The sequence below is a fragment of the Pseudomonas sp. HMSC063H08 genome (assembly GCF_001813645.1).
GTDB classification, from domain to species: Bacteria; Pseudomonadota; Gammaproteobacteria; order Pseudomonadales; family Pseudomonadaceae; genus Pseudomonas; species Pseudomonas aeruginosa.
The window spans coordinates 13,205-27,644 of record NZ_KV813334.1 but is presented as its reverse complement, the minus strand read 5'-3'; the positions used below and the strand labels follow the sequence as shown (position 1 = coordinate 27,644).

Below are 14,440 nucleotides of genomic sequence, written 5' to 3'. Positions count from 1 at the left end.
GCTAGCTCTCTATCTCTCGGGCGAGGCGCGGAGGCGTCAGGCAGGTTCGAACAGGGCGCTGAAGGCGCGGGCGCGGCGTTCCACCTCGGCGGCGGACGCGGCGGCGAACAGCGCATGGATCACGGCGACCAGATCGACGCCGCGGGCGATCAGGCCGGGCGCGGTGTCGAGGCTGATGCCGCCGATGGCGGTGATCGGCAGGTGCAGGCGCGGCCGGGCCTGGTCGAGCAGTTCGACGCTGGCGGCGGGGGCGCCGGGTTTGGTGCTGGAATTGAAGAAGCGGCCGAAGGCGACGTAGCTGGCGCCCTCGGCCACCGCCTGCTCGGCCAGCTCCAGCCGGGCGTGGCAGGTGGCGCCGATGATCGCCTGGCGGCCGAGCAGGGCGCGCGCCGCCGACAGCGAACCGTCGGTCTGGCCGAGGTGCAGGCCGACGCCCAGGCGCGCGGCGAGTTCGGCGTCGTCGTTGACGATCAGCTGCGCGCCGTAGCGTTCGCAGAGTTCGCGCAGGCTTTCCGCCTCGCGCAGGCGCCGCGCCTGGTCGCTGGATTTGTCGCGGTATTGCAGCAGGCGCGCGCCGCCGCGTAGCGCGGCTTCGACGTAGGGCAGCAGGCGGCCGTCGTCCAGTAGCTGGCTATCGGTGATGGCGTACAGGCCGCGCAGTTTCATCGGCTGGCTCTCAGTGACAGAAGTCGGTGGGCAGGCGGCGCGGCACGTATTGGCCGTGGCCCGGACTCTCGGCGTCGCGCAGGGTCCGCCAGGTGTAGTCGAGGGCGCTCTGTACGGCGCCGTGCAGCGCTTCGCCGAGGGCGATGCGACCGGCCAGGGCGCTGGCCAGGGTGCAGCCGGAGCCATGGTAGCTGCCGGGCAGGCGCTGGCAGGTGAAGGTGCGGCGGCTGCCGTCGCGGCTGTACAGGCGATTGTGCACTTCGCTTTCGTCGCCGTGTCCGCCGGTGATCAACAGGTGCTCGCAGTGTTCCAGCAGGCGCTCGGCGCACTGGTCGGCGCTGCCCTCGGGCAGGTCGGCGAGCAGGCGCGCTTCCGGCAGGTTCGGCGTGGCGATGGTGGCGCGCGGCAGCAGCCGCTCGCGCATGGCGAAGCCGACGTCGCCCTTGCCCAGCGCACCGCCGCCGCCGGCGCGCAGCACCGGATCGCAGACCACCGGCAGGTGCGGGTGGGCGGCGAGGATCTCGGCCACCGTGTCGACCATCTCCAGCGAACCGAGCATACCCAGCTTGACCGCCGCGACGGGCAGGTCGGCGAGTACGGCGTTGGCCTGGGCCAGCACCCACTCGCGGTCGAGGACGCGGAAGTCGCTGACGTTGACGGTGTCCTGCACGGTCAGCGCGGTGACCGCCGGGGCGGCGTGGCAGCCCTGGGCGAGCAGGGCTTCGATGTCGGCTTGCAGTCCGGCGCCACCACTGGGGTCGTGACCGGACAGGCAGAGCACTACGGGGCGGGAAGTCGGTGTTTTCATGGCGCGTGAGCTTACCACTAAAAGCGCTCCGTGGCGGCTGCGCGGACGACCTTTCGGGCGCCGCGCCCGGGCCCTGCGTGACACGTCCCGGGCCTGATGTGGCGTGGCGTGTGCTAAAGTTCGGCGAATATTCATACAACGCTCGCCAAGGGCGGACCATGACGAGGGAGGTGGGGCTCCCGGTCCGTTCGAGGAGCACTGCGGGGCATCATGCGGCACTGGCTGATTCTCTTTCTTCTTGCGTTGCCGTGCCTGGCGGGTGCGGTGAGCTTCAACGAGCAGGTCGAGCGCCTGCCGCTGGGGCAGTCCATCGACGTGTTCGAGGACGTGCGCGGTAGCGCCGATATCAACGACATCACCTCGCGGGCCATCGACAGCAGCTTCCGCCGCCATGACAAGGACGTGCTCAATGCCGGCTATTCGCGCTCGGTGTTCTGGTTGCGCCTGGACCTGGACTACCGGCCGGTCGCCTCCAGCGATCCGCGCACCTGGCTGCTGGAGCTGGCCTATCCGCCGCTGGACAAGCTCGACCTCTACCTGCCCGATGGCCAGGGCGGCTACCGCCTCGCCCAACGCACCGGCGACACATTGCCGTTCGCCAGTCGGCCGATCCGGCAGAACAACTACCTGTTCGAACTCGGCCTCGAGCCGAACAAGCCGCAGCGTGTCTACCTGCGGCTGGAAAGCCAGGGATCGATCCAGGCGCCGTTGACCCTGTAGTCGCCCAAGGCCTACCTGGAGGAGCAGCCCGAACGCATCTATGTGCTCGGCATCATCTATGGCGTGCTGCTGGTGATGCTGATCTACAACCTGTTCATCTTCCTCAGCGTCCGCGATACCAGCTATCTCTACTACATCCTCTATATCGCTTCCTTCGGGCTCTACCAGGTCTCGGTGAACGGCGCCGGCATCGAGTACTTCTGGCCCGACAGCCCCTGGTGGGCGAACGCCGCCACGCCATTCCTGATCGGTTCGGCGGCGCTGTTCGGCTGCCAGTTCGCGCGCAGCTTCCTGCATACCCGCGACCACAGCGTGTGGGTCGACCGCGGCCTGCTGGCGCTGATGGCGGTCGGCGCGCTGGTCATGCTGATGGCGCTGACCATGAGCTACGCCGTGGCCCTGCGCCTGGCCACCTACCTGGCGCTGGCCTTCACCGGCCTGATCTTCGCCGCCGGCATCCTCGCCTGGCTGCGCGGCATGCGCGTGGCGCGCTATTTCATCATCGCCTGGACCGCCTTCCTTCTCGGCGGCATCGTCAATACCCTGATGGTCCTCGGCTACCTGCCGAACATGTTCCTCACCATGTATGCCAGCCAGATCGGTTCGGCGCTGGAGGTGGGCTTGCTGTCGCTGGCGCTGGCCGACCGGATCAACGCGATGAAGGAGGAGCGCGCGCGAATCCTCCAGGAGTCCAGCCGCAAGCTGGAAGCGCTGAACCAGGAACTGGCCAACAGCAATCGCCTGAAGGACGAGTTCCTCGCCACCGTCACCCACGAACTGCGCACCCCGATGAGCGGGGTGATCGGTTCGCTGGAGCTGATGCAGACGGTGCCGATGGACGTCGAACTCGCCGAGTACCAGCGCACCGCCGCCGGTTCGGCGCGGGACATGATGCGGATGGTCAACGACATCCTCGCCCTCATCGAACTGCAGGCCGGCAAACTCTACCCGCGCCGCGAGCCGTTCAGCCTGCGCGGCCTGTTCGACAGCCTGCGCGCGCAGTACGCGCCGCGCGCCGAGGAGAAGGGCCTGCGCTTCGCCCTGCAACTGGACGACAGCCTGCCGGACACCCTCGAAGGCGATGCCGGCAAGCTGGCCCAGGCGCTGGGCTACCTGGTCGACAATGCGATCAAGTTCACCGCCAGGGGCAGCGTGACCCTGCGCGTCGCCGCCGGGCGTACCCATGACGGGGTGGCGCTGCGGGTGGAAGTGATCGACACCGGCATCGGTTTCGACATGGCCGCCGGCAGCGACCTCTACCAGCGTTTCGTCCAGGCCGACAGCTCGTTGACCCGTGGCTACGGAGGCCTCGGCATCGGCCTGGCGCTGTGCCGCAAGCTGGTGGAACTGCTTGGCGGCGAGCTGACCCACGAGTCCCGGCCGGGGCAGGGCAGCCGCTTCCTCCTGCGCCTGCAACTGACCCAGCCGGCCCAGGGCCTGGCGCCGCCGCCGCGGCGCGCCGGCGGGCAGGCGGTGCGGCGTCCCGAGGAGTGCACGGTGCTGGTGGTGGAGGACAACGCCATCAACCAGTTGGTGACTCGCGGCATGCTGCTCAAGCTCGGCTACCGGGTGCGCACCGCCGACAACGGCAGCGAGGCCCTGGAGTTGCTGGCGCGCGAGCGGCCGGACGGCGTACTGCTCGACTGCCAGATGCCGGTGATGGACGGCTTCGCCACCTGTCGGGCGATCCGCGCGCTGCCCGGCTGCGCGGAACTGCCGGTGCTGGCGTTGACCGCCCACAGCCACAGCGGCGATCGCGAGCGCTGCCTGGCGGCGGGCATGAGCGACTACATGGCCAAGCCGGTCAAGTTCGAAGAGTTGCAGACCCTGCTGCACGATTGGCTGCTGTGCCAGCCGATCGTCACCAAGTCCGCCTGAAGCCTTTCCGCGGCTGGCTGAAATGCCGGCCTGCGCGACCTGTATGTCTCTTTAGGCAAAGCCTGAAGCGTGATTCACTGGGAAAAAGTGAATCCGGATTCAGTCATGGTCTATCGTGTCACCGAACGCCGCCTGCAACGCGATTCCGCGCTGCGCGAGCGCATCCTCCAGCTAGGCCTGCGGCGTGTCGCGGAGGGCGGTTTCGCCGCGCTGACCATGCAGGCCCTGGCCGACGACGCGGGGATCGCCACCGGCAGCCTGTACCGCCACTTCCGGGGCAAGGGCGAGCTGGCGGCGGAAATCTTCCGCCGCGCCAGCCAGCGTGAGGTCGATGCCCTGGCCGTGGTCCTGCGCGGTCCCGGCGCGCCCGCCTGGCGCCTGGCCGAGGGCTTGCGGCGCTTTGCCGCGCGCGCCTGGAGCAGCCAGCGGCTGGCCTTCGCCCTGATCGCCGAGCCGGTGGATCCTGAAGTCGACGAGCAGCGCCTGCGCTATCGCGAGGCCTACGCCGCACTGTTCGTCGAACTGCTCGAGGAGGGCCGGCGCAGTGGCGCATTCCAGCTTTCCCTGGTGCCGCTTGCCGCGGCCTGCCTGGTCGGGGCCATCGCCGAGGCGCTGGTCGGCCCCTTGTCTCCCCCGGCGCGCGCCGCTCGCGACAGCGGCCAGCCGGAACCGAGTCTGGAGCCGGTGAGTACGGCTCTGGTGAACTTCTGCCTGCGCGCGGTGGGCGCGCCTGTCTGCGAGGAACCCTCATGAACCTGCACCAGTACGCCGAAACTCACGAAGTGACCAACCAGGTACCGTCGCTGGATGGTGCCAACCTCTACCGCCTCGACCTGCCTCTCCAGGAGTGGGTGCGTCGCTACCAGGGCGGCTGGGCCGAGGAGCGCCTGCAGCGCTACGGCGAGCTGGCCGGCGGCCCGCTGATGGCGGCCGGCTTCCTGGCCAACCAGCACAAGCCGGAGTTCCATAGCCACGACCGCTACGGCAACCGCGTCGACCTGGTGGAGTTCCACCCCGCCTACCACGAGCTGATGCGCGCCGCCATCGAACACGAACTGCCCTCGCTGCCCTGGACCGACCCGCGCCCCGGCGCCCAGGTGGCGCGGGCCGGGCTGTCCTACCTGCACAGCCAGGCGGAGGCCGGCACCGGTTGCCCGTTGACCATGACCTACGCCAGCGTGCCGGCGATTCGCCTGCAGGCGGACCTGGCCGAGAAATGGCTGCCGAAGATCCTCTCCCGCGAGTACGACCCGCGCAACGTGCCGATGGAGCAGAAGGCGGGCGTCACCATCGGCATGGCGATGACCGAGAAGCAGGGCGGCACCGACGTCCGCGCCAATACCACGCGGGCCTACCCGGTGGGGATTCCCGGGCCGGGGCAGGCCTACGAACTGGTCGGGCACAAGTGGTTCTGCTCGGCGCCGATGTGCGACGCCTTCCTCACCCTGGCCTACACCGACAAGGGCCTGACCTGCTTCCTGCTGCCGCGCCACCGGCCGGACGGCAGCCGCAACCAGTTCTACATCCAGCGCCTGAAGGACAAGCTGGGCAACTGGTCGAACGCCTCCAGCGAAATCGAGTATCGCGGCGCCCTGGCCTGGATGGTCGGCGAGGAGGGCCGTGGCGTGCCGACCATCATCGAGATGGTCGCCATGACCCGCTTCGACTGCATGATCGGCTCCAGCGCATTGATGCGTCAGGCGTTGACCCAGGCTGCCCACCATTGCGCCTACCGCAAGGTCGGCGGGCGGGTGCTGGCCGAGCAACCGCTGATGCAGAACGTGCTCGCCGACCTGGCCCTGGAAAGCGAGGCGGCGCTGGCCCTGACCCTGCGCATGGGGCATGCCCTGGACCGTGCCCACGACGAGCAGGAGGAGAAGTTCGCCCGCCTGGTCACCGCGGTGGGCAAGTACTGGATCTGCAAGCGTGCCCCGGCGATGATCAACGAAGCCTCCGAATGCATGGGCGGTGCCGGCTACGTCGAGGAAACCATCCTGCCGCGGCTGTACCGCGAGGCTCCGGTGAACTCGATCTGGGAAGGTTCCGGCAACGTGCAGTGCCTGGACGTGCTGCGTGCCCTGTCGAAGGAGCCGGGGGTGCTCGACGCGCTGTTCGCCGAACTGGGCGACGGCCATGGCGACGCCCGTCTCGCCGCGCAAATCGGCAACCTCAAGGCGGCCTTCGCCGACACCGCCGACATCCAGTACCGCGCCCGCCAGCTCACCGAGGACGTGGCGATCGCCCTGCAGGCCAAGCTGTTGCTGGAAGCCGGCAACTCCGCGGTGTCCGACGCCTTCATCGGCAGTCGCCTGGGGGACGGCGGGCGGGTCTACGGCACCCTGCCGCGCGGCGTCGAGGTCGAGGCGCTGTTGGCTCGCGCCACCCCGCACCTGGCCTGAGGCGCGCCGCGATGCAGGCGCATCCGCGCTACCGGGAGCTGGTCGAGCAGGGCTTCGCCGCGGCCAGTTTCGTCGGCGACCTCGGCATCCGTCCGCTGGACTGCGGGCCGGGTTGGGTCGAAGCGGGGCTGGACATCCTGCCCCGCCACGCCCAGCAGAACGGCTTCATCCATGCCGGGGTCCAGGCGACCCTGGCCGACCATGCCGCCGGGGCCGCCGCTGCGACCCTGGTGGAGGAGGGGCAGACGGTGCTGACCCTGGAGTTCAAGCTCAACCTGTTGCGCCCGGCGCTTTGCCAGCGCCTGTTGTGTCGCGCCGAGGTGCTCAAGGCCGGGCGCCAGGTGACGGTGGTCGAGGCCGAGGTGTTCGCCGAGCGGGACGGTCGGCGGCACCTGCTCAGCAAGGCCACCGTGACCATGGCGGTGGTGGCGCTGGCCGAATGAGGTAACGGGAGAAAAGCGCTGTGTTTTCCTGTCGGTACAGGCAAGATGTTTTCCATGCGAACCGACAGGAAGCCCACCATGAGTATCGATTCCGACGACGGGTTCGTCGTCGCCCGCACGGCCGAGGAGGCCGTCGACCGTCTTGCCGAGCTGCACCGCCAGGCCACCGCGGCGCTGAGCCAGGCGCTCAAGCGCTACATCAAGGAGCGCATCGAGCCGAGCGAGGCCGAGCGGCAGAACTTCCACTACCCGCAACTGCGCATCGGCTACCGCTGCCAGGGCGAGGTGCCGTCCACCACCCGCGCCTACGCCAAGGTCCAGGTGCCGGGCGAATACAGCGTCACCGTCACCCACCCCGACGCCTTCCGCAAGTACCTGCTGGAACAGTTGCGTCCGCTGATGGACGATTTCACCGTGCAGGTGCAGGTCGGCCCGAGCCAACAGGACATCCCCTATCCCTACGTGGTCGAGCAGGGCGATGAGCTGGCCGGCTCCGGGGTGACCGCCGCCGAGCTGGCGCGGGTGTTCCCCAGCACCGACCTGTCCGCCGCTTCCGACGACATCGCCGACGGCCTCTACGAATGGGAACGCGCCGACCAGTTGCCGCTGGCGCTGTTCGACGCCGCGCGGGTGGACTTCTCCCTGCGCCGCCTGGTGCACTACACCGGCAGCGACTGGCGCCACGTGCAGCCGTGGATCCTGCTGACCAACTACCACCGCTACGTCGACCAGTTCATCCGCCTCGGCCTGACCCGCCTGCGCGAGGACCCGCGCTTCGTGCGCATGGTCCTGCCGGGCAACGTGATCATCGAGCGCGGGATGGACGAAGGCGAGGCCAACGCCATCGTCGCCGGGGTGGTCTGGCACCGCTACCAGATGCCGGCCTACCACCTGATCGCCGCCGATGGCGACGGCATCACCCTGGTCAACATCGGGGTCGGCCCGTCCAACGCGAAGAACATCACCGACCACCTGGCGGTGTTGCGTCCGCATTGCTGGCTGATGATCGGCCACTGCGGCGGCCTGCGGCAGTCGCAGACCATCGGCGACTACGTGCTGGCGCACGCCTACATGCGCCGCGACGGCATCCTCGACCGCGCGCTGCCGCCGCACATCCCGATCCCGGCGCTGGCCGAGGTCCAGGTCGCCTTGCAGGAAGCCGCCGCCGAAGTCACCGGCGAGCGCGGCGAGTCGCTCAAGCGACGCTTGCGCACCGGCACCGTGCTCACCTACGACGACCGCAACTGGGAGCTGCGCTGGGCCCAGGAGCGGCCACTGATCAACCTGGCGCGGGCCATCGCGGTGGACATGGAGAGCGGCACCATCGCCGCCCAGGGCTACCGCCTGCGGGTGCCCTACGGCACGTTGCTGTGCGTCTCGGACAAGCCGCTGCACAGCGAGATCAAGCTGCCCGGCTCGGCCAACGCCTTCTACGAGCGCGCGGTGAACCAGCACCTGCGGATCGGCATCGCCGCCCTCGACCTGTTGCGCAGCCAGCTCAACTCGCTGCACTCGCGCAAGCTGCGGAGTTTCGACGAGCCGCCGTTCCGTTGATCGGACGCGCCCCGGTTTCCGCGCGGAAACCGCGGCGCGCTTCTACGCCTCGCGGCGCCGAGGCCCTACAATGACGGCCCTTCGCCCTGCGTGGAACCGCGGCGCCTTCTGCCGGTCGGAACGACCACGCCTGCCATCGATGTGAGCCCCATGCCGTTCAGCGCCCCCACTCATCTCAGCAACCCGCTCCGTCGCTTCGCCCGCCGCCTGGTGCCCGATGCCACGCCGGAAGTGGCAGCGCCGTTGCCGATGCCGGAAAGCCTGGCCGGCGAACCGTGGTTCTCGGTCGGTCGGGCGGTCGAAGCCCTCGGCGGCGAGCGGGTCGACGGCTGGATCCTGGAAGAATGGCGCGGCCTGGCCCTGCGCGCGCGTTTCAGCGCTTGCTGGCGCGATCCGCGCGGCAACCTGTGGAATGTCCTGCCGCAGGCGGGCGCCATCGCTTTCCTGGCAGACCCGCAGCGGCGCTACGAAGGCGTGCCGCTGGCCGACCAGTACCAGGCGCTCAGCCGCGATGTCCTGCTGGAAGACTACCTCGGCCTGCGGCGCCAACTGGCCCGCGCCGGCCTGGACGATGAGGCCCGCGAGCGCCTGGCCGGGATGGCCGCGCGCCTGGAAAGCTGGCTGGCCCTGGGCGGCCGTGGCGACCAGGCTTGTCCGTGCGGCAGCGGCAAGCGCTACCGCAACTGCTGCTCCCGCCTGGTGGCCCCGGCCTCCTGAGCGACGTTGCGCGGTGCGACGCGCCACTGCTCGCCGGGTTTCGGCGTGCCGAAGGTCGCCGGGTCCACGCCTTGGCTGCGCAGCGCCGCCTGGAGCGCCTTGGGCGGGTCGTCCTGCTGTTCGTCGGTGAGATTGAAGGTACCGAAGTGGATGGCCATGCTGGTCTGCGCCTGCAGCGTGCGATGGGCCTGCACCGCGTCGTCGGGATTCATGTGGTGGTCGCGCATGAACCAGCGCGGCTCGTAGGCGCCGATCGGCAGGGCGGCGAAGCGCATCGCCCCGAAGCGCTGGTTGATCAGCCCGAACTCCGGGCCGAGCCCGGTATCGCCGGGAAACAGCAGCGGGCCGTCCGGCGAGTCGATGACGAAGCCGAGCCAGAGCGTGCGGTTGGTGTCGCTGCGGGTGCGCGACGACCAGTGCTGCACCGGTACGCCATGCAGCGTCAGGCCAGCGCCCAGCGGCACGGCCTGCCACCAGTCGATCTCCACGACGTCGGCGAAACCTGTCTGGCGGATCAGCCCGGCGTTGCCCAGGCCGCTGACCACCTTGGCCGTCGGCCAGCGCCGGTGGAGCTGGCGCAGGGTTTCCAGGTCGAGGTGGTCGTAGTGGTTGTGGCTCACAAGCACCAGGTCGATCGGTGGCAACTGGTCGAGCGTCAACCCGGGCGGATGGTGGCGCTTCGGGCCGATGAAGGCGAGCGGGCTGACCCGTTGCGACCAGACCGGGTCGGTGAGGATGTTCAGGCCGCGGTGCTGGATCAGCAGGGTGGCGTGGTTGATGTAGGTGACCCGCAGTTCTTCGCCGCGGGCGCGCTCGTTCACCCTTGGCGGCGTTGCCGTCGGCGGCAGGGCGACCCACGGGCGTTGCGGCGGGCGGTTCCACTGCCACTTGAGCAGGTCGCGCAGGCTCTTGTGCGCGGTCGGCTGGATATTGCGGAAACGTTCGCCGTCGAAATGGTCCGAAGGCGGACCCTGATAGGCGCTGCCAGCGCAGCCGGCCAGGGTCAGCAGGCTGATCAGCCAGGTGGGACGCAGGGAGGGCATGAGGGGATGCTCTTGCGGTCAGGCTCTCGGACAACCTAGCATGCCGCCCGGTACCCCGATCAAGCCAACTCGTTTCCAGTCATGTCCCGTCCCCCGCGTCCTTCCCCGCGTCATCCCGTCCGCCCTGCGCCACGCCGGGTGGCCAAGGCGCCGCCGAGCGAGCCGAAGCTGCTGCTGTTCAACAAGCCGTTCGACGTACTGACCCAGTTCAACGACGAGCAAGGGCGCTCGACCCTCAAGGACTTCATCCCGGTGCCGGGCGTGTATCCGGCCGGGCGCCTGGACCGCGACAGCGAGGGCCTGTTGCTGCTGACCAACGACGGTCGCCTGCAGGCGCGCATCGCCGACCCCCGGCACAAGCTGCCGAAGACCTACTGGGTGCAGGTCGAAGGCACGCCGGACGAGGAGCAATTGCGGCGCCTGCGCGAGGGCGTGACGCTCAACGACGGCCCGACGCTGCCCGCCGAGGCGCGTCTGCTGGATGAGCCGAGGTTGTGGGAGCGGGTGCCGCCGGTGCGTTTTCGCAAGTCGGTGCCGACCCAGTGGCTGGAACTGGTGATTCGCGAGGGGCGCAATCGCCAGGTACGGCGGATGACGGCGGCGGTGGGCTTGCCGACGCTGCGGCTGGTGCGGGTGCGGATCGGCCCCTGGAGCCTGGACGGCCTGGGCCTCGGGGAATGGCGGGAAGTGCCGGCGCGGCTGGACTGACGAGAGGGGCGTCGTCCAGCGGGCGCGGAACGATCAGTAGTACGACTTGATCACGGCGATGCCGCGACCCATCACGTCGCGCCAGGCGTCGCGGGTCTCGGCGTCGCAGTCGCGGTCGTGCTCGGCGACCGCCATCAGCAGGGCGTCCAGCCACAGGTCGTAGAGTTCCGGGCGGATATCCAGCGCGGCGCGCGAATGGCTGGCGCCGAGGGCGCGCAGCTTGCTGTCGGACATGCCGCGGGCGTACATCACCAGGTTCATGATCCCGGCACGCAGCAGGTGTTTCTGCGCAGTCATGTCGGTGGTGGCGAACTTGGCGCGAATCTGCGGGGAACTGGCAAGGAAATGCCGGTAGAAATCATCGAAGAATCCGGTGCTGGCACAGCAGCGTCCATAACTCTGCATGACGCGGTCGGCGGCGTTCATGGCGACTCCCTTGTTCTAGGCAATGGCAAGGCGAGCCGGCCCCGTTGGCCGGGGCCGGCGGATGATTACGAGTGGTTGGATGACGCGTGTGGCGCCGGGGTTACATGCCCGCGCCTTCGAGGCTGCCGATGACCAGGCCCTTGATGATGAAGCCCAGTACGCCCAGGCCGAGGGCGAAGAACAGGATCAGGGTTCCGAACTTGCCGGCTTTCGACTTCTTCGCCAGGTCCCACACGATGAAAGCCATGAACAGGATAAGCACGGTCACCAGACCGGTCATCATCCACTCTTCGAACAGTTCGGGATCCATTGGCAACCTCCGGATTTTCAAGCAAACGAAGTCCGGCTCGCGGTCGGACGGAGCGTGCCATGGGGGGCGGGCAAGGCGTTTATCGTTCTACGAGCAGGCTGCTCTTTATATGCGGGGGCCACGCGGGCATGACAACTGAAACAGGTTGCCGATTATACGGCATGCCGCCTGTTCCGTGTCATGTCCCAGGTCTCGCTACGATCAATCGCGCAGGTGCTCCAGCGGCAGTTCGGTACTCGCCAGCACCTGGTTGAGGACGAAGCTGGAGCGCACGCTGGAGACCCCCTCGATGCGCGTCAGGGTACCCAGCAGGAGCTTCTGGTAGTGGTCCATGTCCGGCACCACGACCTTCAACTGGTAGTCCGCGTCCATCCCGGTGACCAGGCTGCACTCCAGCACTTCCGGGCATTTGCCGATGACTTCCTGGAAATGTTCGAAGCGTTCCGGGGTGTGTCGGTCCATGCCTATGAGGACGAAGGCGGTGAGGCTCAGGCCGAGCTTCTTGCGGTCCAGCAAGGCTACCTGGCGGACGATGTAGCCGTCGTCCTCGAGCTGCTTGACCCGTCGCGAACAGGGCGATGGCGACAGGCCTATCCGTTCTGCCAGTTCCTGGTTGGAGATGCGTGCGTCGCGCTGGAGTTCTTCGAGGATACGCAGGTCGTAGCGGTCTAGTTTGTTCATGGCGAGGATTTCTTTCAGGTTGATTGCCATTGGCAAGGTGAATTTGAGTGATTTATTGCGCAATCAAGGTTCTGGTGAGCAATATTAGCAATCATTGGTCGCGCCTGGCGACGTATTCTTTTACCCAGATTCACGGCCCGGACATCTCGTCCATCACGGCTCGCCCAATCAGGCCAGCCGTGGCCGCCGACCCTACAGGGTTGCGCCGGCCTCCGGGTTGCACACCGCCCAGAAGGTGGAGTGAGGTGAGCCGTCGCCAACAGCGCCGAGCCAGGACAGTTACCCCAGAAGGGAGGTCGACGGGCCTCCCTTTTTCTTTGCCCGCGATCCGGCCCGTGCCGCGCTTTTACCCATTCTTTACCCGGCGTTTACCCACCCTTGGCGGAAAACGGCGGAAAGTCGTTCCCGGGATCATTCGAACGTGGCCGGGCGACCAGGCCCGGGGCGAGGCAGACGATGAACGGTGGATGGTGGCGAATGCTCGGGGTGGGCGCTCTCTCGCTGAGCCTGTGCGTCCAGGCGCAGGCCGACGACGGCCGAGGGGGACGCGGTGGACCCGGCGGCGAGCGCGGTGTTGCCCACGGACAACCGGGACCTGGCCGCGGCGAAGCGTACGGCGGCAGTTGGGGACCGCATCCCGACTGGCGCCCGGGCCGGGTGGTGGAGGCCTTGCCGCGCGGGCACCTGCGGGTGCCCTATCGCGGCGGCGAGTATTTCTTCGACGACGGCTACTGGTACCGACCCGACGGCCCGCGCTATGTGCTGGTCGTGCCGCCCCGCGGGGTGCGCGTCCGCAGCCTGCCACCCTATGCGGAGCAGGTCTGGTTGGGCAGCGTGCTGTACTTCCTTGCCGCCGGCACTTACTACCTGTGGCATGCCGACACCCGTGAGTACGAAGTGGTCAGCCCGCCGCCGCAGGCAGCGGGGCCCGGTTATCCGAGCAGTGTGCCGGCCACCGGCTACGACGTGGTGGCCTACCCCGCGCGCGGCCAGGGGCCCGACCAGCAGGGCCGCGACCGCTACGAGTGCCACCGCTGGGCGGTGGGCGAGAGCGGCTTCGACCCGGCGGGGGCGACCTACGCGCCGGCCGCCGAGGTCGCCAACGGCTACCGCCGGGCCATGGCCGCCTGCCTGAGCGGGCGCGGCTACAGCGTCAACTGACGGTTTCCTTGCCGACCACTTCCTGCGGGTCGGCATGGATCAGCACCTCGGCCTTCGGGTATTCGCGCTTGATCGCCAGCACTGCGCGGTCGGTCAGGGCGTGGGCCACCGACAGGCTCAGCTCGCCGGGCAGCTCGAGGTGCAACTGGACGAACCAGTGGTTGCCGGAGATCCGCGTGCGCACGTCGTGCGCGCCGAGCACTCCCGGCACGCTGCAGGCAAGTTCGCGCATGCGCTCGCTGATGTCGGTGGGCAGTTCCCGGTCCATCAGGATCGACACCGACTCGCGAGCGATCTGCAGGGCGCTCCAGAGGATGTACAGGGCGATGCCCAGGCCGAACAGGCCGTCGCTCTGCGGCCAGCCGTAGCGGGCCAGGAGCAGTGCCACGAGGATGCTTGCGTTGAGCAGCAGGTCCGAGCGGTAGTGCAGCGAGTCGGCGCGTATCGCGGTGGAACCGGTGCGGCGGATGACGTGGGTCTGGAAGGCCAGGAGAAGGGCCGTGAGCAGCAGCGACAGCAGCATCACCGCGATGCCCCAGGTGGCCGCGCCGAGGGGCTGCGGGTCGCGCAATTGCTCGACCGCCTGGATAGCCACCAGCACCGCGCTGGCACCGATGAACATGGCCTGGGCCAGGCCGGCCAGGGCCTCGGCCTTGCCGTGGCCGTAGCGGTGGTCGTCGTCGGCCGGGCGTAGCGAATAGTGCACCGCCAGCAGGTTGAGCAGCGAGGCGGCACTGTCCAGCAGGGAGTCGGTGAGGCCGGCGAGCAGGCTCACCGAACCGCTCAGCCACCAGGCAATGGCCTTGCCGATGACCAGGGTGACGGCGACACCGAGCGAGGCCAGGGTGGCCAGGCGCAGCAGGCGGGCGTGGGGGGAATCGGGACTCATGGGGCGCTTCTGTCAGGAGGGACGGCGCCACTGTAAA

14 protein-coding genes and 1 pseudogene are annotated in these 14,440 nt (G+C 68.7%); 8 read left to right on the top strand and 7 right to left on the bottom strand.

The window, feature by feature from the left end; all coding sequences use genetic code 11:
- Nucleotides 1-36: 36 nt before the first annotated feature.
- Both thiE and HMPREF2924_RS01875 read right to left on the bottom strand, forming a co-directional pair.
- Nucleotides 37-666, bottom strand: coding sequence for a thiamine phosphate synthase (thiE, locus tag HMPREF2924_RS01880; protein ID WP_003132524.1), 630 nt, complete (start codon nt 664-666; stop codon nt 37-39).
- A 10-nt stretch (nt 667-676) separates the two neighbouring features.
- Nucleotides 677-1,474 carry a hydroxymethylpyrimidine/phosphomethylpyrimidine kinase gene (locus tag HMPREF2924_RS01875; protein WP_003100335.1) on the bottom strand — a complete coding sequence of 266 codons (798 nt, stop codon included), beginning with the start codon at nt 1,472-1,474 and terminating at the stop codon, nt 677-679.
- Nucleotides 1,475-1,684: 210 nt separating this feature from the next.
- Between HMPREF2924_RS01875 and ladS the strand changes: the two are divergent.
- The 6 genes and pseudogenes from ladS (at nt 1,685) to HMPREF2924_RS01845 (ending at nt 9,185) form a co-directional block, all read left to right on the top strand.
- Nucleotides 1,685-4,072: pseudogene (gene ladS, locus HMPREF2924_RS01870) on the top strand (hybrid sensor histidine kinase/response regulator LadS).
- A gap of 105 nt (nt 4,073-4,177) precedes the next feature.
- On the top strand, nt 4,178-4,825 hold the full coding sequence (locus HMPREF2924_RS01865) for a TetR/AcrR family transcriptional regulator (protein ID WP_003093144.1): 648 nt from the start codon (nt 4,178-4,180) through the stop codon (nt 4,823-4,825).
- A complete protein-coding gene (locus tag HMPREF2924_RS01860; protein ID WP_003132526.1) occupies nt 4,822-6,471 on the top strand; it encodes an acyl-CoA dehydrogenase family protein in 1,650 nt (549 codons plus the stop codon). Before HMPREF2924_RS01865 ends, HMPREF2924_RS01860 begins: the two co-directional genes overlap by 4 nt.
- Nucleotides 6,472-6,482: 11 nt before the next feature.
- On the top strand, nt 6,483-6,914 hold the full coding sequence (locus HMPREF2924_RS01855) for a PaaI family thioesterase (RefSeq protein ID WP_003132528.1): 432 nt from the start codon (nt 6,483-6,485) through the stop codon (nt 6,912-6,914).
- A 54-nt stretch (nt 6,915-6,968) separates the two neighbouring features.
- Nucleotides 6,969-8,468 (top strand): AMP nucleosidase, encoded by a 1,500-nt coding sequence (gene amn / locus HMPREF2924_RS01850; protein WP_003119204.1) that lies wholly within the window; start codon nt 6,969-6,971, stop codon nt 8,466-8,468.
- Between the two features lie 150 nt (nt 8,469-8,618).
- Nucleotides 8,619-9,185 carry an SEC-C metal-binding domain-containing protein gene (locus HMPREF2924_RS01845; RefSeq protein WP_023094521.1) on the top strand — a complete coding sequence of 189 codons (567 nt, stop codon included), beginning with the start codon at nt 8,619-8,621 and terminating at the stop codon, nt 9,183-9,185.
- Here HMPREF2924_RS01845 and HMPREF2924_RS01840 read toward each other — a convergent pair.
- A complete protein-coding gene (locus tag HMPREF2924_RS01840; protein WP_003132531.1) occupies nt 9,143-10,228 on the bottom strand; it encodes an MBL fold metallo-hydrolase in 1,086 nt (361 codons plus the stop codon). The two genes, HMPREF2924_RS01845 and HMPREF2924_RS01840, sit on opposite strands and share 43 nt — an antisense overlap.
- A gap of 138 nt (nt 10,229-10,366) precedes the next feature.
- Here HMPREF2924_RS01840 and HMPREF2924_RS01835 point away from each other — a divergent pair, with 138 nt between their 5' ends.
- Nucleotides 10,367-10,936, top strand: coding sequence for a pseudouridine synthase (locus HMPREF2924_RS01835; RefSeq protein ID WP_003132533.1), 570 nt, complete (start codon nt 10,367-10,369; stop codon nt 10,934-10,936).
- Nucleotides 10,937-10,969: 33 nt separating this feature from the next.
- Here HMPREF2924_RS01835 and HMPREF2924_RS01830 read toward each other — a convergent pair whose 3' ends face one another.
- From HMPREF2924_RS01830 to HMPREF2924_RS01820, 3 genes are all read right to left on the bottom strand, one after another.
- On the bottom strand, nt 10,970-11,362 hold the full coding sequence (locus HMPREF2924_RS01830) for a globin (protein WP_003093127.1): 393 nt from the start codon (nt 11,360-11,362) through the stop codon (nt 10,970-10,972).
- 100 nt (nt 11,363-11,462) lie between these two features.
- Entirely contained in the window at nt 11,463-11,672 is a 210-nt protein-coding gene (locus tag HMPREF2924_RS01825) for a DUF2788 domain-containing protein (RefSeq protein ID WP_003093125.1), read from the bottom strand.
- Nucleotides 11,673-11,873: 201 nt separating this feature from the next.
- Nucleotides 11,874-12,383, bottom strand: coding sequence for an Lrp/AsnC family transcriptional regulator (locus HMPREF2924_RS01820; protein WP_003119210.1), 510 nt, complete (start codon nt 12,381-12,383; stop codon nt 11,874-11,876).
- A 447-nt stretch (nt 12,384-12,830) separates the two neighbouring features.
- On the opposite strand from HMPREF2924_RS01820, the gene HMPREF2924_RS01815 reads away from it, so the two are divergent.
- Nucleotides 12,831-13,514, top strand: a complete 684-nt coding sequence (locus tag HMPREF2924_RS01815; RefSeq protein WP_031690609.1) for a DUF6515 family protein — start codon at nt 12,831-12,833, stop codon at nt 13,512-13,514.
- Here HMPREF2924_RS01815 and fieF read toward each other — a convergent pair.
- Nucleotides 13,507-14,403: a CDF family cation-efflux transporter FieF gene (gene fieF, locus HMPREF2924_RS01810; RefSeq protein ID WP_003093118.1), complete on the bottom strand. Its 897-nt coding sequence runs from the start codon at nt 14,401-14,403 to the stop codon at nt 13,507-13,509. The genes HMPREF2924_RS01815 and fieF overlap by 8 nt on opposite strands.
- Nucleotides 14,404-14,440: the final 37 nt, after the last annotated feature.

Excerpts from the sequence above, each read along its gene's own strand:
- HMPREF2924_RS01830 (WP_003093127.1), bottom strand. The coding sequence starts at position 11,362 with ATGAACGCCGCCGACCGCGTCATGCAGAGTTATGGACGCTGCTGTGCC.
- thiE (WP_003132524.1), bottom strand. The coding sequence starts at position 666 with ATGAAACTGCGCGGCCTGTACGCCATCACCGATAGCCAGCTACTGGAC.
- fieF (WP_003093118.1), bottom strand. The coding sequence starts at position 14,403 with ATGAGTCCCGATTCCCCCCACGCCCGCCTGCTGCGCCTGGCCACCCTG.
- HMPREF2924_RS01865 (WP_003093144.1), top strand. The coding sequence starts at position 4,178 with ATGGTCTATCGTGTCACCGAACGCCGCCTGCAACGCGATTCCGCGCTG.
- HMPREF2924_RS01825 (WP_003093125.1), bottom strand. The coding sequence starts at position 11,672 with ATGGATCCCGAACTGTTCGAAGAGTGGATGATGACCGGTCTGGTGACC.
- HMPREF2924_RS01855 (WP_003132528.1), top strand. The coding sequence starts at position 6,483 with ATGCAGGCGCATCCGCGCTACCGGGAGCTGGTCGAGCAGGGCTTCGCC.
- HMPREF2924_RS01845 (WP_023094521.1), top strand. The coding sequence starts at position 8,619 with ATGCCGTTCAGCGCCCCCACTCATCTCAGCAACCCGCTCCGTCGCTTC.
- HMPREF2924_RS01815 (WP_031690609.1), top strand. The coding sequence starts at position 12,831 with ATGCTCGGGGTGGGCGCTCTCTCGCTGAGCCTGTGCGTCCAGGCGCAG.
- HMPREF2924_RS01860 (WP_003132526.1), top strand. The coding sequence starts at position 4,822 with ATGAACCTGCACCAGTACGCCGAAACTCACGAAGTGACCAACCAGGTA.
- HMPREF2924_RS01820 (WP_003119210.1), bottom strand. The coding sequence starts at position 12,383 with ATGGCAATCAACCTGAAAGAAATCCTCGCCATGAACAAACTAGACCGC.
- HMPREF2924_RS01840 (WP_003132531.1), bottom strand. The coding sequence starts at position 10,228 with ATGCCCTCCCTGCGTCCCACCTGGCTGATCAGCCTGCTGACCCTGGCC.
- amn (WP_003119204.1), top strand. The coding sequence starts at position 6,969 with ATGCGAACCGACAGGAAGCCCACCATGAGTATCGATTCCGACGACGGG.
- HMPREF2924_RS01875 (WP_003100335.1), bottom strand. The coding sequence starts at position 1,474 with ATGAAAACACCGACTTCCCGCCCCGTAGTGCTCTGCCTGTCCGGTCAC.